This is a genomic window from Bradyrhizobium sp. 139, from assembly GCF_023074175.1.
Classification (GTDB): Bacteria; Pseudomonadota; Alphaproteobacteria; order Rhizobiales; family Xanthobacteraceae; genus Bradyrhizobium.
Map to the genome: position 1 here is coordinate 22,102 of NZ_JADPKS010000024.1, position 19,681 is coordinate 41,782.

At 64.0% G+C, this 19,681-nt stretch carries 17 protein-coding genes; 9 read left to right on the forward strand and 8 right to left on the reverse strand.

The window, feature by feature from the left end:
• Window positions 1-5 precede the first annotated feature (5 nt).
• Together IVA80_RS06485 and IVA80_RS06490 are read left to right on the forward strand one after the other, a co-directional pair.
• Window positions 6-455: a cupin domain-containing protein gene (locus IVA80_RS06485; RefSeq protein ID WP_247426882.1), complete on the forward strand. Its 450-nt coding sequence runs from the start codon at window positions 6-8 to the stop codon at window positions 453-455.
• A gap of 41 nt (window positions 456-496) precedes the next feature.
• Entirely contained in the window at window positions 497-1,567 is a 1,071-nt protein-coding gene (locus IVA80_RS06490) for a hypothetical protein (protein WP_247426885.1), read from the forward strand.
• 72 nt (window positions 1,568-1,639) lie between these two features.
• Here IVA80_RS06490 and IVA80_RS06495 read toward each other — a convergent pair whose 3' ends face one another.
• The gene (locus tag IVA80_RS06495) at window positions 1,640-2,431 is read right to left on the reverse strand and encodes an ABC transporter substrate-binding protein (protein WP_247426888.1); all 792 of its coding nucleotides are present in this window, start codon (window positions 2,429-2,431) and stop codon (window positions 1,640-1,642) included.
• A gap of 243 nt (window positions 2,432-2,674) precedes the next feature.
• Between IVA80_RS06495 and IVA80_RS06500 the strand changes: the two genes are divergently transcribed.
• A complete protein-coding gene (locus IVA80_RS06500; protein WP_247426890.1) occupies window positions 2,675-3,859 on the forward strand; it encodes an efflux RND transporter periplasmic adaptor subunit in 1,185 nt (394 codons plus the stop codon).
• A 24-nt stretch (window positions 3,860-3,883) separates the two neighbouring features.
• Entirely contained in the window at window positions 3,884-7,042 is a 3,159-nt protein-coding gene (locus tag IVA80_RS06505) for a multidrug efflux RND transporter permease subunit (protein ID WP_247426892.1), read from the forward strand.
• On the opposite strand, the gene IVA80_RS06510 is transcribed toward IVA80_RS06505, so the two are convergent.
• Together IVA80_RS06510 and IVA80_RS06515 are read right to left on the reverse strand one after the other, a co-directional pair.
• On the reverse strand, window positions 7,039-9,306 hold the full coding sequence (locus tag IVA80_RS06510) for a cation:proton antiporter (RefSeq protein ID WP_247426894.1): 2,268 nt from the start codon (window positions 9,304-9,306) through the stop codon (window positions 7,039-7,041). The two genes, IVA80_RS06505 and IVA80_RS06510, sit on opposite strands and share 4 nt — an antisense overlap.
• Window positions 9,307-9,727: 421 nt before the next feature.
• Window positions 9,728-10,900 (reverse strand): MFS transporter, encoded by a 1,173-nt coding sequence (locus IVA80_RS06515; protein WP_247426897.1) that lies wholly within the window; start codon window positions 10,898-10,900, stop codon window positions 9,728-9,730.
• 59 nt (window positions 10,901-10,959) lie between these two features.
• Between IVA80_RS06515 and IVA80_RS06520 the strand changes: the two genes are divergently transcribed.
• Window positions 10,960-11,757 carry a helix-turn-helix transcriptional regulator gene (locus tag IVA80_RS06520; RefSeq protein WP_247426900.1) on the forward strand — a complete coding sequence of 266 codons (798 nt, stop codon included), beginning with the start codon at window positions 10,960-10,962 and terminating at the stop codon, window positions 11,755-11,757.
• Between the two features lie 343 nt (window positions 11,758-12,100).
• Window positions 12,101-13,453, forward strand: coding sequence for a malonyl-CoA decarboxylase (locus IVA80_RS06525; protein WP_247426906.1), 1,353 nt, complete (start codon window positions 12,101-12,103; stop codon window positions 13,451-13,453).
• 151 nt (window positions 13,454-13,604) lie between these two features.
• Here the strand turns inward: IVA80_RS06525 and tarD are convergent, their stop codons facing one another.
• The 5 genes from tarD to IVA80_RS06550 form a co-directional block, all read right to left on the reverse strand.
• The gene (gene tarD / locus IVA80_RS06530) at window positions 13,605-14,774 is read right to left on the reverse strand and encodes a mandelate racemase/muconate lactonizing enzyme family protein (RefSeq protein WP_247426909.1); all 1,170 of its coding nucleotides are present in this window, start codon (window positions 14,772-14,774) and stop codon (window positions 13,605-13,607) included.
• A gap of 164 nt (window positions 14,775-14,938) precedes the next feature.
• Window positions 14,939-15,196 (reverse strand): DUF3297 family protein, encoded by a 258-nt coding sequence (locus IVA80_RS06535; protein ID WP_018318553.1) that lies wholly within the window; start codon window positions 15,194-15,196, stop codon window positions 14,939-14,941.
• Window positions 15,193-15,669 (reverse strand): glutathione peroxidase, encoded by a 477-nt coding sequence (locus IVA80_RS06540; RefSeq protein ID WP_247426912.1) that lies wholly within the window; start codon window positions 15,667-15,669, stop codon window positions 15,193-15,195. Before IVA80_RS06540 ends, IVA80_RS06535 begins: the two co-directional genes overlap by 4 nt.
• Window positions 15,670-15,671: 2 nt before the next feature.
• Complete coding sequence (locus IVA80_RS06545; protein ID WP_247426914.1) at window positions 15,672-17,072, reverse strand: amidase family protein; 1,401 nt, start codon at window positions 17,070-17,072, stop codon at window positions 15,672-15,674.
• A 177-nt stretch (window positions 17,073-17,249) separates the two neighbouring features.
• Window positions 17,250-17,507: a hypothetical protein gene (locus tag IVA80_RS06550; RefSeq protein ID WP_247426917.1), complete on the reverse strand. Its 258-nt coding sequence runs from the start codon at window positions 17,505-17,507 to the stop codon at window positions 17,250-17,252.
• A 247-nt stretch (window positions 17,508-17,754) separates the two neighbouring features.
• On the opposite strand from IVA80_RS06550, the gene pqqA reads away from it, so the two are divergent.
• The 3 genes from pqqA to pqqC all read left to right on the forward strand — a co-directional run bounded on the left by pqqA (window position 17,755) and on the right by pqqC (window position 19,671).
• Window positions 17,755-17,835, forward strand: coding sequence for a pyrroloquinoline quinone precursor peptide PqqA (gene pqqA / locus IVA80_RS06555; protein WP_007595659.1), 81 nt, complete (start codon window positions 17,755-17,757; stop codon window positions 17,833-17,835).
• Window positions 17,836-17,965: 130 nt separating this feature from the next.
• The gene (gene pqqB, locus IVA80_RS06560; protein WP_247426920.1) at window positions 17,966-18,895 is read left to right on the forward strand and encodes a pyrroloquinoline quinone biosynthesis protein PqqB; all 930 of its coding nucleotides are present in this window, start codon (window positions 17,966-17,968) and stop codon (window positions 18,893-18,895) included.
• Window positions 18,892-19,671 carry a pyrroloquinoline-quinone synthase PqqC gene (gene pqqC / locus IVA80_RS06565; protein WP_247426923.1) on the forward strand — a complete coding sequence of 260 codons (780 nt, stop codon included), beginning with the start codon at window positions 18,892-18,894 and terminating at the stop codon, window positions 19,669-19,671. The genes pqqB and pqqC overlap by 4 nt, the downstream gene beginning before the upstream one ends.
• Window positions 19,672-19,681 lie beyond the last annotated feature (10 nt).

Genomic DNA, 19,681 nt, shown 5'->3' on the forward strand with positions numbered 1-19,681 from the left:
GAGCCATGACTGCACTCGAAAAGGGCATCACCGCGAGCGGCACGGGCTTTAACGGCAAGAGCTGGAACATCCTGGGCCAAGTCTATTTCCCCAAGGCAATCACCGAGTCCACCTTCGCATTCGAGACCAACAGCGATCCCGGCCAGTTCGTGCCGGTGCACATCCATCCGACCCAGGACGAATTCATCCTGGTGCAGGAAGGCACGCTCGACCTCAAGCTCGACGGCAAATGGGTGAAGGCCCATGCCGGCGATCTCGTGCGCCTGCCGCGCGGAATCCCGCACGGCTATTTCAACAAATCCGACAAACCGGCCCGCGCGCTGTTCTGGGTCTCACCGATGCAGAAGCTGGAGGCGTTGTTCAGCCAGCTCGACAATCTGACCGACCCCGCCGAGGTTGTGCGCATCTCGGCCCTGCACGAGGTCGATTTCCTGCCGCCCGAAGCCAACGATTAGGCTACGATCCCCTGACCGACGAATCGTTGGGGGAACCGGCCATGCGTGCACGACGTCATGCCATCGCAGCCATAGGCGCGCTTGGGCTGCTCCTCACATTTGCCGCGAGCCAGGCGCAAACGCTGACGGCAAAGCAAGCGGAGGCGGTTGCGACCTACGAGCGCGCGCTCGGCGATTTCAAAGCCATCCTTGCCGAGCGTCGCGGCCAGATCGAGGCAAAACAGCCGCTGCCGAATCTGCCGGGCCAAGCCATCTACCTTGCGCGCGTCGCTGTGATCAGCAGCTACAAGGATCTCACCGACGCCATGCCGTCGCGGATCGGCAGGCCCAACAAGTTCGAAATGCCACCGGCTTATTTCGACGCCGACATCGAGCCGCTGATCGACGAATACGGAAGGCTGTTCGACCTCATGGAGGCGCCACCTGCCGGCGCGCAAAACTCGGCGACCCCGTTCAAGGACGTGGTCGATCTCGCCATCGCGATCGCGCGCGCCAAAGGGCTTGCACCGGCTCACGCCGAAGCTGCGGGCCGGATCAGCCTCGGGCTCTTCTTCGCCGAGACCAACGGCAAGCAGAATGTCCGCAATGGGCGCTCGAACACCTATATGGGCAGCTTTCAGACCGGCCCGTCCGAAGACCGCAACGGCCGCAGGAAGTGGGAGGTCATCAAAGGAACGATCGCGGCGGCCGATCCCGAGCTGAACGCGCGCGACGACAAGGAAGAGGCGCGGGCCCGCGGCACCGATCATCGCTTCAACCACTGGACCAACGTGCGCGACGGCCTGATGAACGCGCATGCGGATGTCTTCCGGGAGATCCCGGCGATCCTGAAGACATTGCCCGATCCGATCGACCAGATGAAGCTGTTCGAGCTGATCCAGATCGTGCCCACCCCGACGCGGTCCGCGCTCAAGTCGGGCGATCTCCTGAACTACAGGGTGTCCAGCCCGACGATCATGAAGCACTTGCGCAACAACAGCATCTTCGCGTTCGGACAGGCGGACCGGGCGCGCACCTCGGCCAGCTTCCGCGACATTCTGGCTGCGATGTGGCTGTTCAACCGAAAGTTCGAGCGCGCGATGGCGAAATATTCGGAGATCAAACCGCGCTGACGGACCGGTTGCAAACGCTACCCGCTTGCGACCGCAATCTAGCCTGATGGCGCGCAACTCAGGCCGACGGACCTATTCCGTCCGGATCGGCGAATCCTTCAGGCCATTGTTGTCATAGGCCTTGCGCAACGTGCCGTTCGTGGTCGCATCCGTCATGAATTTGGTGACGAACGCCAATGCCTGGCTGTGACCGAGCGGGACAGCGACGGCGGTCACCGTCTTCTTGAACGTCTCGTCCAGCACCCGCGTGCCCGGAATTTTCTGTGCCATCTTGTTGAGCTGATCGCGCGACAGCGCGAAGGCGTCGACCTCGCCGCTCTTGAGATGACCGAAGATCTCGTCATAGGTCTGGTAGCCGGTGACCTTGGCGTTCTTCAGATGCGCGATCGCGCCACGCATGGTGGTCGTGGCGTTGACGGCCGCGACCTTGATGCCGGGCTGGTCGAGCGTGGCGAAATTGGTGACGGCGGAGCCGGGTCTGACGATGTAGGTGGCGTCCGCGACCTCGTAGATCGGCCCAAACATCATCCTGGTCTCGCGCTCGGGATCCCTGGGCAGCCAGGTGATATCCCAGCTGCCCTTCGACGCCGCGTCGGTGATCTGCCCGGAGTTCTGGTGCACGACATATTCGACGGGCACGCCAAGCTGCGCGGCCATCTCCCTGCCGAGATCGACCGGCACGCCGGCATAGCCGGATTCGGTCTTGGTCGACCAGAACGCGCCGCCCGCCGGGCTGATCGCAATCGCGACCCGCAGCTTGCCGGTCGGCGCAATGTCGTCCTTCAGGCCGTCGGCTAGCGCTGGCAAGGCAAGCACTGCTGCGACAACGAGGCCGGCAAGGGCCGATTGGAGGGATGTGGGCATGTCATGTTCTCCTCACCTTTTCTTCTTCTCTCGTTCCCGACCGCTTGGTTTCCGTCACTCGGCCATTGACATAATTCTGGTTGATCGCGCGCACGGTGAAAAGCGATTTGTCACGACAAACCTGTCAAAGGCCACACCGCCGTTTGGAGTGCAAGGCCTGTGACTGCCATGGCTATGGTGTTCCACGGCCGGGCATTTGTTGGTAGCCTGCCGCCCCGACAGACAATAATCGGGGACCACCGAATGACCTGCGCGAATCTCGCACCACGGAACGGAGCGCGGAGACATATCGGGCGGGCACTGGCTGCCGCGGCGGCCATGGTGGCGCTCGCCGGCTGCGAGGACAAGAACAGTTTCGTGGCGCCACCGCCGCCGAAGGTGGACGTCGCGACACCCGTGGAGCGCCCGGTGACCCGCTATGTCGAGGCCACCGGCAACACCGCGCCGATCAAGAATGTCGATCTCGTCGCGCGCGTGCAGGGTTTCCTGCAATCGATCGACTATCAGGACGGCACCTTCGTCAAGCAGGGCACCCAGCTCTTCACGATCGAGCCCGAGACCTACAAGCTGAAGCTCGATCAGGCGCAGGCGGCTGAAGCCGGCGCCCAAGCCTCGCTTCGTCAGGCCGAAGCCGACTTCAAGCGGCAGGCCGAGCTGGTGCAGCGTCAGGCGGTCTCGCAGGCCACGCTCGACACCTCGACCTCGAACCGCGACAACGCCCAGGCCAACCTCCAGCAGGCCCAGGCCAACACCCGCCTCGCCGAGGTCAACTACGGCTACACCAAGGTGAGTGCACCGTTCGACGGCGTCGTCAGCGCGCATATGGTCTCGATCGGCGAACTCGTCGGCGTCGCCTCCCCGACCCAACTCGCCTCCATCGTCGCGATGGACCCGATCTATGTGAACTTCACCGTCAACGAGCAGGACGTCTTGCGCATCCGCGCCGAAGCTGCGCGCCGCGGGCTGACCGCCTCCGACCTCAAGCAATTTCCGATTCAAGTGGGCCTGCAGACCGAAACCGGCTATCCGCATGAGGGTCATCTCGACTACGTCTCGCCGACCCTCAATCAATCGACAGGCACGCTGGCTGTCCGCGGCCTCGTCCCCAACGACAAGCGGGTGCTGCTGCCCGGCTATTTCGTCCGCGTCCGCGTGCCGTTCTCCCAAGAGAAGTCCGCCCTCCTCGTTCCCGACACCGCGCTCGGCAGCGATCAGGGCGGCCGCTATCTCCTGGTGGTCAACGGCGATAATTCGGTCGAGCAGCGCAAGGTGCAGATCGGCCCTGTCGACAACGGCCTGCGCGTAATCGAAAGCGGCCTGAAGCCGGACGACCGCGTCGTCATCGCAGGGCTCCTGCGGGTGATCCCGGGCCAGAAGATCGACCCGCAAGTCACGAAGATCGAGCAGCCGCAGGCGTCTGCCAAGTAAGATCTGCAAGTAGGAGCGGCGGCCATGATCTCAAAATTCTTCATCGAGCGGCCGGTCCTCTCGAACGTCATCGCGCTTCTGATGATCCTGATCGGCGGCGTCGCGCTGTTCAATCTCGCGGTCGCGCAATATCCGGACGTGGTGCCGCCGACCGTGCAGGTTACCACGCGCTATCCTGGCGCCAGCGCCAAGACCGTGATCGACACCGTCGCGCTGCCGATCGAGCAGCAGGTCAACGGCGTTGAGGATATGCTCTACATGCAGTCCTACAGCGGCTCCGACGGCACTTATACGCTGACCGTGACCTTCAAGATCGGCACCGACCTGAACTTCGCGCAGGTGCTGGTGCAGAACCGCGTCTCCAGCGCGCTATCGCAACTGCCGGCCTCCGTGCAGAACCAGGGCGTCACCGTCCAGAAGCGATCGACTTCGATTCTGCTGTTCGTGACGCTGACCTCGCCGGACAAGACGTTCGATAGCCTCTATTTGAGCAACTACGCCACCATCAATCTGCGCGACGAGCTCTCGCGCCTGCCCGGCGTCGGCAACGTCACGGTGTTCGGCGCCGGCCAGTATTCGATGCGGGTGTGGCTCGATCCGAACAAGCTGCAAGTGCGCGGCCTCGTGCCGCAGGACGTCATCCAGGCGATCCAGCAGCAGAGCCAGCAGGTCTCGGCGGGCCAGGTCGGCGCGCCGCCGACGCCGCCGGGCCAGGCGTTTCAGTACACGCTCAACGTCAACGGTCGGCTCGACGACACCACCCAGTTCGAGAACATCATCGTCAAATCAGGCACCAGCGGCGACGTCACGCGCGTGCGCGACGTCGGCCAGGTCGAACTGGGCGCGCAGACCTACAGCCAGATCTTCTCGCTGAACAAGCAGCCCGCCACCGGCATCGGCGTGTTTCAGTCGCCGGGCGCCAACGCGCTCCAGGTCGAGCAGGCGGTCGAGAAAAAGATGGCGGAGCTCGCAAAGGCCTTCCCGCAAGGCATGAAATACGACACTCCGTTCGACACCACAAAGTTCGTGCAGGCCTCTGTGCACGAGGTCTACATGACGCTGATCGAAGCCGGCCTGCTGGTGCTGGTCGTGATCCTGGCTTTCCTGCAGGACTGGCGCGCGATGCTGGTGCCGGCGACCACCGTGCCGGTGACCATCATCGGTGCATTCGCGGCGATGGCGGCGCTCGGCTTCACCATCAACATGTCGACGCTGTTCGCGATCGTTCTTGCGATCGGCATCGTCGTCGACGACGCCATCGTCGTGGTCGAAGGCGCCGCGCACAACATCGAGCAGGGCATGAACGGCCACGACGCCGCGATAAAGGCGATGGACCAGCTGTTCGCGCCGATCGTCGGCATCACCCTGGTGCTGATCTCCGTGTTCTTGCCGGCCTCGTTCCTCTCCGGCCTCACGGGGCGCATCTATTCGCAATTCGCGCTGGTGATCGCGGCAACCGCGCTTTTGTCCGCCATCAACGCGGCGACGCTGAAGCCGACGCAATGTGCGCTCTGGCTGCGGCCGACGGTGCCGCCCGAGCAGCGCAATTTCTTCTACCGGGGGTTCAACGCCGTCTATGACCGCGTCGAGCGTGGCTATACCCGGCTGATCAGTTTCCTGTGCAGGCACGCCACGGTCTCGGTCGCGTTCGCAATGGTGCTGATCGGAATCGGCGGCTATGGCCTGTCGCGGGTGCCGACCGGCTTCCTGCCGATCGAGGACCAGGGCTATCTGATCGCCGCCGTGCAACTGCCCGACGGCGCCGCGCTGGAACGAACTCAGACGGTGCTCGACAAAGCGAGCGAACTGATCAAGGAAACGCCTGGAGTCCAGCAGGTCATCACCATCGCCGGCATCTCCGCGCTCGACAACAGCGCCAGCCTTGCCAATGCCGGGGTCGCCTACATCATTCTGAAGGATTGGGAGGCGCGCAAAGGACCGGGCGAGGACCTGCGCTCGCTGGTGTATGGGCTTAACGACAAGCTCGCGACCATCATGGAGGCACGCGCGCTGGTGCTGCCGCCGCCGCCGATCCAGGGCATCGGCAACGCCGCCGGCTTCTCGATGCAGGTCGAGCTGCGCGACGGCAACAGCGATTTCGCCAAGCTGCAAGCGATTACCGGGGCGATGGTCTCCAACGGCCAGAGCCAGAGCGCACTCCAGCGCGTCCAGTCCTCGTTCCGCTCCTCTGTGCCGCAATTCAACGTCGAGATCGACCGCGTCAAGACCCAGACCCTGCACGTGACGACGGACCAGGTGTTCTCGGCATTGTCAACCTATCTCGGCTCGTCCTATGTCAACCAGTTCAACAAGTTCGGCCGCGTGTTTCAGGTCTACACGCAGGCCGATCCCGCGTTCCGCGTCACAGAGCGCGACATCGCCAACATGCAGGTGCGCAACTCGAACGGTGATATGATCCCGATCGGCACCGTCGCCACGATCACGCCGGCCACCGGCCCCTCGCTGATCAGCCTCTATAACCTCTATCCATCCTCGACCGTCATCGGTCTGCCGGCGCAGGGCTATTCCTCGGGCCAGTCGTTGAAACTGATGGAGGAGATCGCGGACAAGACGCTGCCGCCGGGCACCGGCTACGAATGGACCGCGATGTCCTATCAGGAAAAGGCGGTCTCGAACCAGATCTATTGGGTGTTCGGCCTCGCCATGCTGCTGGTCTATCTCGTGCTCGCCGGCCAGTACGAGAGCTGGTACGCGCCGATCTCGGTGATCCTCGCGGTGCCGCTCTCGCTGATCGGACCAATGCTGATCCTCAACGCCTTGAAGATCGACAACAACCTGTATTGCCAGATCGGCCTGATCCTCTTGATCGCACTGTCGGCCAAGAACGCCATCCTGATCGTCGAGGTCGGGCTCGAGCTGCACGGCCGCGACGGCAAGCCGGTGCTGGAATCCGCCATCGAAGCGGCGCGCGCCCGCTTCCGGCCGATCCTGATGACCTCGTTCGCCTTCATTCTCGGCGTGGTGCCGCTGGTGGTCGCGACCGGCGCCGGCGCCAGCGCGCGCAAGTCGATCGGCATCACGGTGTTCTCGGGCATGCTGGCCTCGACCTGTCTTGCGGTGCTGTTCGTGCCGGCTTTCTTCGTGGTGGTGCAGCGCTTCGAGAACTGGCGCGCGTCGAAGAAGGTGCCGAAGGCGCAGCCGCTGGCGGAGGCGAAGCCTTAGGCTTTTTCTGCAGTCGTCCGGTGCGCCTCCCCGCTCGATATCAGAAGCACCGAGATCTTCGACTGCCGCAGCACGGCGTCGGCGACGCCGCCGAAGGAGAGATGATCGGCCTGGATGCGGTCGACGCCCATCACCACGAGATCGACGTCGGTGGTGTCGATCTCGCGGAGGATCGCCGCCTCCGGCGCCCGGTTCACGCGCAACGTGGTCGTGATATCGACATCGTAGCGGGCGGCGAGATCGCTGGCATCCTTGAGGATACCGGCTTCCTGGCTGAGCCCGCGCGATGCGCCGCGCTGCGCGCCCCTGTCCCGCGTTGTCGCCACATAGATCACCCGGAGCGAGCCTGATCCGGCCTGGGTCAGCGCGACTGCGACCTCGGCGCCGCGCCTGGAGACGCCGCTGCCGGAGACCGGCACGAGGATGTTGAGCGCATCGGGCACCGGCTGCTTCAGGTGCTTGCCCTTGGCCACGACGATCGCGAGCGGCCCCTCAAATTCGGCGACGATGTCGTCGATCTTGCGATCGAAACGGTCCTTGGCTGCCGTGACCTTGTCGACGCCGACGACGAGCAGATCAAAGCCCTTCCGCGCTTCCTCGGCGATCGTCTCGCCGAGCTCCGCGCGCCTTGCCCGGGTGACGACATCGACGCTGCCGGCATCGCGCTCGCCGTGGGCGGAAACGGTTTCGGCGGCCTTCTTCACCACGGTTTCGTGGCTCTCTTGCTCGTCGCGGCCCTTCTCCCGCTCATTGGCGCGGTTGCCGATATGCAGCACGGTGATCGGCAAGCCGCGCATGCCGGCGATCAGGCCGGCGATGTGCGCGGCGAAAGTGGCGTTGACGCTTTCGTCCACCGCCAGCAGGGGACGCTCGAGATTGGCAATGAAGCCGCGCTTCTCGAATTCTTCCCGCTCCAGCCGCTCCTTCTCCTCCTCATTCATCGGCAGCTTTGCCAGCGCCGCGCGCAGCATCGGCGGCATCGCCATCGTGGTCACGATCGCCATGGTCACGATCATCGTGAACAGGTTCTGGCTGAGCACGCCGATGGACAGGCCGATGGTGGCGATGATCACCTCGGTCGAGCCGCGCGCGTTCATCCCGCTCGCGAGCGCAAGCGACTCCCGCGTGTTCAAGCCGCCCAAAGTGCCGCCGACGAATGCGCCGCCGAATTTGCCGACACTGGCGATCACGACCAGCAGGCCGGTGAGCATCAGGAGATTGGGATCGCGCAGCACCGATAGATCGGCGCTGAGGCCTGCAAGGCCGAAGAACACCGGCATGAAGAAGCTCGAGATCAGGCCACGCAGGCGCTCGTCGATCTGCCTTGTCAGGATCGGGGATTCGCCGACCAGGATGCCGGCGACGAAGGCGCCGAGTACGGTGTGGACGCCAATCAGATGCGTGATCAGCGCCATGACGCACATCAGCAACAGAATGACCGTAACCACCGCCGCCGCGCTGACCAGATTGTCGTTGGCCCAGCGGATGAGCTGAGACACCAGCCGGCGGCCGATGGTGAAGCTGATGGCGAGGAAGGCGAGCGTGCCCAGCACGGCTTGCGCCACCGAGGCGATATCCAGCGTACTATGCGAGGCCAGGCTGAAGATGATCGCGATGATGATCCAGCCGATGGTGTCGTCGATGACGGCGGTCGCGACGATGATCTGGCCGACATTGCGGCGCATGAAGTTCATCTCGCGCACCACCACCGCGACGATCTTGACCGACGAGATCGAGAGTGCCGTGCCCATGAACAGCGAGGCCACCAGCCGCGCTTGCGGATTCGGCAGCAGTGCGTCCGGCAAAAACTCGCCCAGCGCAAAGCCGCAGGCGAAGGGCACGACGATGCCGGCGATCGAGATCGCGATTGCGGCCTTACCGACCTTCCTGACCAGCTTGAGATCGGTCTCCATGCCGGTCAGCAGCAGCAGGAGAAGAATGCCGAACTGGGCGATGCCGTCGATCATCGCCTTCTGCTCGGGCGTCTTCGGGAAGATCGCGTGCTGCGCCTCCGGCCAGATCCAGCCGAACAGCGACGGTCCGAGCACGATGCCGGCGAGCAATTCACCGATCACCGAGGGTTGGCCGATCCGCTGCATGATCTCGCCGAGGCCGCGGCCGACGGCGATCAGCAGCACGATCTGCGCCACCAGGAGGAATTCCGAGGGACCGGCCGATTTGCCGCCCTCTGCGCTGGCCGCAAAGGTGGTGAGGACAAGCGCCGCGGGGACAAGGCCGACCGGTCGGAGCAGGCTCCACCGCATGCAGGTCTCTTTCCCCCTTCACCCGCCCCGGCGAGGTGCCGGGGCCACGGGGATAGAACCCGCGGGAGTTGGAGCAGGTTCCAGTCGCTGGCGGTGGGGGCCAAAACAAAAAATGCGAAAACAACCCCATGCACAGTAGAGATGGCATTGAAAAAGCTTGAGAAATTTCGGTCTTGCCGAAACGGCTTGCGCCGTCGGGCAAAACACCGGCAGAATGGCATGATCGGTGGCGTGCACGAGAGTTGCGCAAGGCACCTCCTCATCCTCCGTCATTGCGGGTGGAGAGAGTGCCGATCAGCGCAGCGCCACGTCGCGGTGCGCTGCAGAGCCGGGGCCCCATGCGACACGGCATTCGGGGCTTCTGGGTTCCGGTTCTGCGCCGCAACGCTCACGCGTTGCAGCTCGTCCGAGACACGAAAACTCACGCCGCCTGCGGCGTCCTGATCTCGCGCGGCAGGATGATCGCGGCGGCGATCGCCAGCAGGCAGAGCGCGGCGAACGCATGCAGCATCGTCACGAAGCCGCCCTGCTCGTAGAGCCAGGCGACGAGGCCCACGGAGGCGCCGGCGGCGGTGAAGCCGATGAAATAGCGCACCGCATAGGCGCGCGAGCGCCATTCCTCGCTGGTGTATTTGCCGACCATGGCGTCGTTGACCGTGACCTGCCCGAACGCGCCCATGACGATGCCGATCGAGACCAGGATCAGCGGCAGATTGGACAGGCTCGCGGCGAGATAGAGGAACGGCGCCAGCATGAACGACAGCGGCAGCGCCACCGTCTTCAGCGCGTAGCGGTCGAGCAGCCGGCCGATCGTGTATTGCGTCATCGCGCCGAACACGTAGACGCAGGCGGCGATGACGCCGAGCAGCGCCGGGCTGCTGGTGAGATCGGCGAGCCGCTCGGCGAACAGCTTTGGCAACGCCACGGTGACGGCGTTGAACGTGGTCGAAATCGCGATCACGACGATCAGCAGCGACAGGATAACGCGCCACATGTCCTGCTTGGCCACGCGCGCCTGCGCCGCCGCCTGCCTGGAGCCCTTGCGGTCCTCATGCACGACCATCATCGCGAAGGCGATGCCGATCAGGATCGTGACAATGCCGGGAACGATGAAGGCAAAACGCCAGCCGAGATACTGGCCGATCACGCCGGTAACCAGCGCGGACGAGGCGACACCGAGATTGCCCCAGACGCCGTTCAATCCCATCTCGCGGCCGAGCTTGTCCGCGTATGACACGATCATCGCGGTGCCGACGGGATGGTAGATCGAAGCGAAGATGCCGATCGCGAACAGTGTCGCGCCGAGCTGCGCCGGGGTCTGCACGAAGCCGACCGAGATCATGGACAGGCCGATGCCGATGAGGAAGATCAGCATCATGTGGCGGCGGCTCCAGCGGTCGCCGAGCCAGCCGGTGAGCAGCGAGCCCGCACCGAAAGCGACGAAGCCGGGCGTCGCGTAGGGCAGAAGTTCCGAATAGGCCATGCCGAGTGCCGGTCCCATGATGATCACCGCGGCGGCGAAGATCAGCATCGCATAATGGTCGATGAAATGGCCTGCATTGACAAAACTGATCACCCGGCTGGGACTGTTCATACGAATCCTCTCCTGCTCCGAAATGAGTTATATGTCCTGGACATGACGGGATGCTGCCAATGACTGTCGTCGAAACGCCAATCCGGGACGTTCAGGGAAACCACCGCTCGACCGCGGGCGTGCACCTGGTCGCGCGCGACTATCCCAGGGGCCTGCGGCTCGACCCGCACATGCACCGGGAGGCGCAGCTGGTCTATGCCGCGAAGGGTACGATGCAGGTGACCACGCCGAAGGGCCGTTGGCTGGTGCCGCCGGACCGCGCCGTCTGGGTGCCTGCCCACCTCGAGCACGCCATCGACGTGCTCGCCGACATCGAGATGCGCACGCTGTATTTCGACCTGCCCTGGCTCAAGCGCGAAAAGCGCTATGAAGGATTGACCAAGGAATTCGTTGTGCGGGTGTCGCCGCTGCTCAATCAGGCGATCCTTGCGCTGTTCGACGCGCGGAATACGGAAGAGCGCACCGAGCTGCTGGTCCGTCTGGTGATGCTGGAATTGCACCAGGCCGAGGATTCTGCGACCTTCGTGCCGCTGCCGCGCGAGCCGCGCTGCCGGCGCGCTGCCATGATCGTGCTCGACGATCCCACCGGCCTGCATGACGTCGACACGCTGGCGCGCGAGGTCGGAACCTCCGCGCGCACGCTGTCGCGGCTGTTCTCGATGCAGACGCAATTGAGCTTCAAGAGCTGGTGCCAGCGCGCCCGCATCGCATCCGCGATCCAGCTTCTGTCGACGGATACAAACGTGTCCGTGAAGCAGCTCGCGACGCAGCTCGGTTATGCCAGCGTGCCGGCGTTCTCGGCCGCGTTTCGTCAGGTGACGGGGCGGACGCCGACGGAGTTTGCGCGGAAGGGGTAACTCCACATTCGCTGTCATTGCCCGCTTCGCGAGTGGGCAATCGCATATGAACATTCACAAGAGGTCGTCATGCCCGGGCTTGTCCCGGGCATCCACGTTCTCTGGGGCGGCCAGAGAAGGTCGTGGATGGCCGGGACAAGCCCGGCCATGACGATGCGGATGCTGCAGCACCCCAAACTCTCATGCGCAATTGCCCCGCCCTCGCAGGGCAGGCATGACAGCGTAACTCAGGGCGCACGGCATAGCTAAAGTTGCCAAATTCTTGCGCTTGATTGTGATCGGCTTCCGCCTAAATGCCGTGTAAGCTTCCCCGCATCGCACACACCGGGATCGAAAAGCCCAGATGGCCAATGCCTATTTCTCCGACCTGCTCGCCACCATCTCCGAGCGCGGCCGCACGCTGCTGCGCCGCAGGGATTCCGCTGATACCAGGCAGGATGCCGACGGGCTGATCGAGCTCTGCGGCGCCTTGTTGTCGGGCCGTGGCGAAGCTTCGGGCACCGCCATGGCGCGTGAGGTGCTCGATATCTACCAGGAGTTGGATGCGGCGGGACGCCGCGCTTTCTTCGAAGCGCTGGTGCGCGATTTCGGTCCCGATCGGGAACGCCTGTCCAAGGCGATCGAAACATGGCGCGCCAAGCCCAGTGACGAGGACGCAAGTTCCCTGCACTTTGCCTCCGAGCCGCGCCGGCAGGAGCTGATCCGCCGTCTCAACCGCGCCCCGGGCGGCACCGGCGATCTCGTCAACATGCGCGCCGATCTGCTTGGCATGATGAACGGTCACACCGATCTCGCCGCGCTCGACCGCGACGTCTCGCATCTTCTCTCTTCGTGGTTCAACAGGGGGTTTCTCGTGCTGCGCCGGATTGACTGGTCGACCCCGGCCAACATCCTCGAAAAGATCATCCGTTACGAAGCCGTGCACGAGATCAGCGACTGGGACGATCTGCGCCGCCGCATCGATCCCGTTGACCGCCGCTGCTACGCCTTTTTCCATCCCGCGATGGTCGACGAGCCCCTGATCTTCGTCGAGGTGGCGCTGACCGAGACAATCCCCGGCGCGATCGCGCCGCTGCTCGCTGTGGATCGCCAGCATCTGGCGATCGCGCGCGCCCGCACCGCCGTGTTCTATTCGATCTCCAACACCCAGCGCGGTCTCGGCGGCATCTCCTTCGGCAGCTTCCTGATCAAGCAGGTGGTCGAGGAGCTGCGCCGCGAATTGCCGAAACTCGACAATTTCGTGACGCTGTCGCCGGTACCCGGCTTCATGCCGTGGATCAAGCAGGACAAGGACCTGCCGCTGTCGGACGAGGACCGCGAGCTAGTCAAGCGTCTCGACGATCCGAAATGGTTCGAAGATGCAGAGACGACCGCGCAGCTGCGCGCCGTGGTCGAACCGCTCGCCGCGCATTACTTCCTGAAGGCGCGTACGCCGAAGGGGCGCCTGATCGACTCCGTCGCCCGCTTCCATCTCGGCAACGGCGCCCGGCTCGAGCGCATCAACTGGCTCGGCGACCTCTCCCCGAAAGGCGTGCGGGAGTCGGCCGGCGTCATGGTCAACTATCTCTACCGCCTCGAGGACATCGAGAAGAACCACGAGGCCTACGCCAATGACGGCGAGGTCGTGGCCTCCAGCGCGGTGAAGAAGCTGCTGAGGGGCGAGGGACGAAGGCTGCTGGATATGCGGTTGTCGTAAGGGACAGCCGGCTCGCCGCCACATCGTCGTCGCGAGCGAAGCGACGCAATCCAGTCGGCCTCCGCGGAAAGATTCTGGATTGCTTCGCTGCGCCCGCAATGGCGACGCCTCGCAATGGCGGAGTGTGTGGCGCGGACTTCGCGCCCCAGCACTACTCCGCCAGCGCCTTCATTTCCTTGTAGAGATCCGACTTGCCCTCGAAGCCGATGCCGGGAAGGTCCGGCATGGTGATGTGGCCGTTCTCGACGCGGACGCCGTCGGGGAAGCCGCCGTAGGGCTGGAACAGGTCGGGGTAGCTCTCGTTGCCGCCGAGGCCGAGGCCGGCGGCGATGTTGAGTGACATCTGGTGGCCGCCATGCGGGATGCAGCGGCTCGGTGACCAGCCGTAGGTCTTCAGCACGTCCAGCGTGCGCTGGTACTCGCACAGGCCATAGGACAGCGCGCAGTCGAATTGCAGCCAGTCGCGGTCCGGGCGCATGCCGCCGTAGCGGATCAGATTGCGTGCATCCTGGTGGCTGAACAGGTTTTCGCCGGTTGCCATCGAGCCTGGATAAAATTCGGCGAGCGCGGCTTGCAGTGCGTAGTCAAGGGGATCGCCGACCTCCTCGTACCAGAACAGCGGGTAGTCGCGCAGCATTTTTGCGTAGGCGATTCCGGTTTCGAGATCGAAGCGGCCATTGGCGTCGACCGCGAGCTGCGCTTCCTTGCCGATCTCCTTCAGCACCGCCTCGATGCGCGTGCGGTCGTCCTCGATCGGCGCGCCGCCGATCTTCATCTTGACGACGTTGTAGCCGCGATCGAGATAGCCGCGCATCTCGCCGCGCAGCATCGAGAGATCCTTGCCGGGATAGTAGTAGCCGCCGGCGGCGTAGACGAAGACGCGCGGGTTGGCGGTCAGCCCGTGACGCTCGGCGAGCAGGCGAAACAGCGGCTTGCCGGCGATCTTCGCCACCGCATCCCACACCGCCATGTCGATGGTGCCGACCGCGACCGAGCGCTCGCCATGGCCGCCCGGCTTCTCGTTGGTCATCATCGCGGCCCAGACCTTGTCGGGGTCGAGATTGTCACCAGCCGCATCGAGCAGCGACGTCGGGTCGGCTTCCAGGATGCGCGAGGCAAAGCGCTCGCGGATCAGGCCGCCCTGGCCGTAGCGGCCGTTGGAATTGAAGCCGTAACCGACCACGCGCCTGCCGTCGCGCACCACATCGGTGATGACGGCAACGAGGCTCGTCGTCATCTTGGTGAAATCGATATAGGCGTTGCGGATCGGCGAAGAGATCGGTTTTGTCACTTCGCGGACGTCGACGATGCGGACGGACATATGGTTTGGCCTTTTGCTTTCGTCATTGCGAGGAGCGAAGCGACGAAGCAATCCAGACTGTCACCGCGGAAAGATTCTGGATTGCTTCGCTTCGCCGCTTCACTCGCAATGACGAAGAGAGAGTGCAGGCTCCTCGCAATGACGAGGAGAGAAAGTGCGATGCGCTATTTCTTATCCCTGAAATACGGCTCGACCGGCCCATGCACCTTGATCGTCAGCGGGTTGCCGTGGCGGTCCTTGGCATTGCCGGCGGTGACGCGGACCCAGCCTTCGCTGATGCAGTATTCCTCGACATTGGTCTTCTCGACGCCCTTGAAGCGGATGCCGACGTCCCGCGCCAGGATATCCGCGTTGTAATAGGGGCTGTTCGGATCGACCGAGAGGCGGTCCGGGAATTCGTCGCTCATGATTGTCTCGCTCATAAAAGGGTCTCGATTTGCTGCCGCAATCCTTCGGGCCGCGCGGTCGGCGCATAGCGCGCGATCACCTTGCCGGCGCGATCGACCAGGAATTTGGTGAAATTCCATTTGATGGAGGCGCCCAGCAGTCCGGATTGCTGGCGTTTCAGGTACTCGTACAACGGATGTGCGTTGCTGCCGTTGACCTCGATTTTCTCGAACAGCGGGAAGGTGACGTCGTAATTGGTCGAGCAGAACGCCTGGATCTCGCTGGCCTGCCCCGGCTCCTGCGCGCCGAACTGGTTGCAGGGAAAGCCGAGCACGGAGAAACCGCGCGGATTGAGATCGCGATAGAGGTCCTCAAGGCCGCGATATTGCGGCGTGAAGCCGCATTTGCTCGCGGTGTTGACGATCAGCAGCACCTGCCCTTCGAAACGGCGCAGGGCGACCTCCTCGCCGAGCAGCGAGTTGGCCTTGAAATCGTAGATCACCGACATCGCTAACCCACGGGATCGATCGGCGACGGCGGCACGCCGCCCGCCTCGATCGCTTCGCCTGCGAGCAGGCAGAGGTCCTCACGATAGCGGCCCGACACGATGTGCACGCCGACCGGCGCCTTGCCGACGAGGCCGGTGGAGACCACCAGGCCCGGCAATCCCATGAAGGGAATGGCGATCTGCGGCAGCTGCGCCTCCCAGACGCGCTTGAAGCTGTCGTCGTCCTTGCGGTCGAGATGATCGGGGAACGGCAATTCGCCGGATACCGGCGTCAGCAGCACCGCATATTTTTCGAAGAACAGCATCCAGTCGCGCGTCAGCGTGGCGCGGCGCGTCAACGCCTTGGCGTAATTCGCCTGGTCCATTGGCGTGACCCTGGCGCGGTTGCCGCGCAGGCACGCCAGCGCGCCGGGATCGCCCTCACGCTCGGCCATCTCAAGCTGCGACTCGCAGCCGTCGCCGAGCCAGAGCTTGATCTGCCAATCGACGGCTTCGCGCATCGGCGGCGTGTTCTCGATGATATCGACGGTCCACCCCGCCCGCTCCAGCCGCTTGCCGGCATCGCTCACGGCCGCCTTCACGTCCGGCGTCGTCGCAAGGCCGTCCGGGTTAAGGCAGAGCGCAGCGCGCTTCGGCTTCGCCGGGCCTTCCAGCGGCACCGGCACAAACCAGGGGTCGCGGATATCGCGGGCCGACATCGCGGCGAGCGAAATCCTGATGTCGTTGACGGTGCGCGCCAGGGGTCCGGACACCGCCATGATCTGCGGCCCGATCGGGCGCTCCGGCAGCGCCGGATTGAAGGCCGGGATGCGACCCAGGGTCGGGCGCAGGCCATGCACGCCGCAGGCATAGGCGGGATAGCGGATCGAGCCGGCGATATCGGTGCCATGGGCGATGTGGCCGATGCCGGCGGCGACCGCTGAGCCCGCGCCGCCGGACGAGCCGCCCGGCGTCAGCGAAGCATCGCGGGGGTTCTTGGTGTCGCCATGGACCAGATTGGTGGTGAACCAGCGATAGGAGAAGGCCGGGCAATTGGTGCGCCCAAGGAGAATGGCGCCGGCTTTGCGGAAATTGGCGACCACCGGATTGTCCTCGCGCGCGATCAGGTCGCGCTGGAGTTTGAGGCCGTTGGTGGTGGCAAAGCCTTCCTGGTCGACATTGGCCTTGATGGTCACGGGCACGCCGGCGAGCATACCGGGGTCCTCCCCCCTCGCAATGGCGGCATCAACCGCATCAGCCTGCTTGAGCACATCCTCGGGCCGGTGGTCGATCACGGCGTTGAGCCTTGGATTGACGGCGTCGAGGCGGGCCAGACCGGCCTTGGCCGCCTCCCTGGCGGACACCTTCCTGGATTTGACGAGGGTAGCGAGGTCGGCGGCCGACAGGCGCCAGAGATCTTGCATGGCTTGCTCCGTGTGACCGGCGTCTTTTAGCGCCGGGAACGCGGCAAAGCCATGCGGATTTCGCAGGGACACCTCCGTCAGTGCGAGCGAAGCGAGTAATCCGGAGGCCCTCGGCGAAGGCAGGAGGGATCGCTTCGTCGCAAGGGCTCCTCGCAATGACGGTGGAGGGAATGGGCCTTAATGCCGCGTCGCGGACTTGTCCGGGATATCCAGCAGCGCCTCGGTGAAGGGAAATTCCAGCACGATCTCGCCTCTGACGTCGGTGACCTCGATGACCGCCTCAAGCAGCGCTGGCTGGGTCCCCTCGGATTTCAGGACTTCCAGGATCATCTGGCGGGCGACCTCCCACGCGCGATCGGGGTTTCGCAGGTCCTCTCCATCAGGATCCACGATCAGTTCGCTGCCGATGCGGGTGTTGAAGAAGTATCTGGGCATCACGAAGGTCCAATTGGGCCGCCTGTAGCGGATTGAAAGCTGCACTGCACTCACAACTGCTTTATCAGGACAGGGTTCGCGACCGAATGCGCCACGCGCAAGGCAGCATCACTGGAACTGGTGTTCCAGTGCCAATTTTCGCGATGCAACATGAGTTTATCGGGAAGATTTCACTAGCGAACTTTTCCGCTCGCATTACTTTAACCACGGGCGGATACGTCCGAATTCACGAAAATGGAGAGCCAAAATGGCCTGGAAAGCCCCGAAGATCGTCGAAGTGCCATGTGGCATGGAAATCAACATGTATGTGAGCGCCACCCGCAAGTAAGCGGTTGGTGAGTTCGCGTTCAGCGCAGGTGGATCTTTCGGTCACGATCGGTTTCCGGAAAACATGAACTTTGTCGGCCTCCGTGTCGGCCTGAGATCCACCTCGCGACGTTCCCTCCAGGAGACGTATCATGCTTTGCGTCGTCGTCCTGGGCGCCGGGGCCGGCGGCGGAGTCCCGCAGTGGAATTGCGGGTGTGAGGGCTGCCGGGCGGCCCGTGAAAACGGCCAGGAGCTTCAGCGAACCCAGGCCTCGGTCGCCTTCAGCGGCGACGGCGAGCATTGGTTCCTGATCAACGCCTCTCCCGATCTGCGTCAGCAATTGAATGCCACGCCGCAGCTTCATCCCAAGGCAGGCGCGCTACGCCATACGCCGATTGCGGGCGTGATCCTGACCAACGGCGAAGTGGATGCGGTGGCGGGCCTGCTCTCGATGCGCGAGGGTTCGCCCTTCACGGTCTATGCGCATGAGAAGGTGCTGGCGATCCTTGGCAGCAACAGCATCTTCAACGTGCTGAACGAAAAGAACGTGCGGCGCCAGCCGATCGCTATCCACGAGCCGTTCGAGCCGCGGCTGCCCGATGGCGCGCGCTCGGGACTTGAGGTGCTGCCCTTCGCGGTGCCGGGCAAGTCGGCCTGGTATCTGGAGGGCAAGGCGCATCCGAGCGGAGACACCGGCGACGGCGATACGCTGGGCCTGAAGATCACCGACAAATCTACCGGCAAGTGCTTCTACTTCATTGCCGCCTGCGCCGAGGTCACCGACGCACTCAAGGCCGAGATTGACGGCGCTGCGCTGGTGTTCTTTGACGGCACGGTGTGGCGCGACGACGAGATGATCAAGGCCGGGCTCGGCCACAAGACCGGCAAGAGCATGGGACATGTCGCGATGTCCGGCGACGATGGCGCGATCGCGCGGCTCGCCGACCTCACTATCGACAGGAAGATGTTTCTGCATATCAATAACTCGAACCCGGCGCTGCTGCCCGGCTCGCCGGAACGGCAAGCGGCCGAACAGGCAGGCTGGCAGATACCTGCCGACGGAACGGAGATCGTGCTGTGAATGCCGCGTCACTGACTGGAATGACCGCGCTCTCGGTCGGCAAGGACATCCGGCTCAACTCGGCCGAGGAACTGGAGGCGACGCTGCGCCATATCGGGGCGACGCGCTATCACAGCCTGCATCCGTTCCATAAGCTCTTGCACGGCGGCAAGCTGAACAAGGGTCAGGTGCAGGCCTGGGCGCTCAACCGCTACTATTACCAGAGCACGATCCCGATCAAGGACGCCGTGGTGATCTCGCGCTTCCGCGACCGCGCCACCCGCCTGGAATGGCGCCACCGCATCGAGGACCATGACGGCGATGTCGGCAGCGAGGGCGGCATCGAGCGCTGGCTCAAACTGACCGAAGGCCTCGGCCTCGACACGGCCTATGTGGAATCGACCGAAGGCATCTTGCCGGCGACGCGCTTCGCGGTCGAAGCCTATGTTCATTACTGCCGCGAAAAGAGCCCGCTGGAGGCAATCGCCTCCTCGCTCACCGAATTGTTCGCGCCGAACCTGCACGAGGAGCGCATCTCCGGCATGCTGGAGCACTACGACTTCGTCAATCCCGATATCATGAGCTACTTCAAGCGCCGCCTGGCACAGGCGCCGCGCGATGCCGGCTTCGCGCTCGACTACGTCAAGGCGCATGCGCGGACGCCGGAGGAGCGCGCATCTGTCTGCAATGCGCTGATCTTCAAGACCAACGTATTGTGGGTGCAGCTGGATGCGCTCTATCATGCCTATGTCGAGGGCCACATTCCGCCGGGCGCCTTCGTGCCCAAAGCGAGCTGAAGAGGAACCG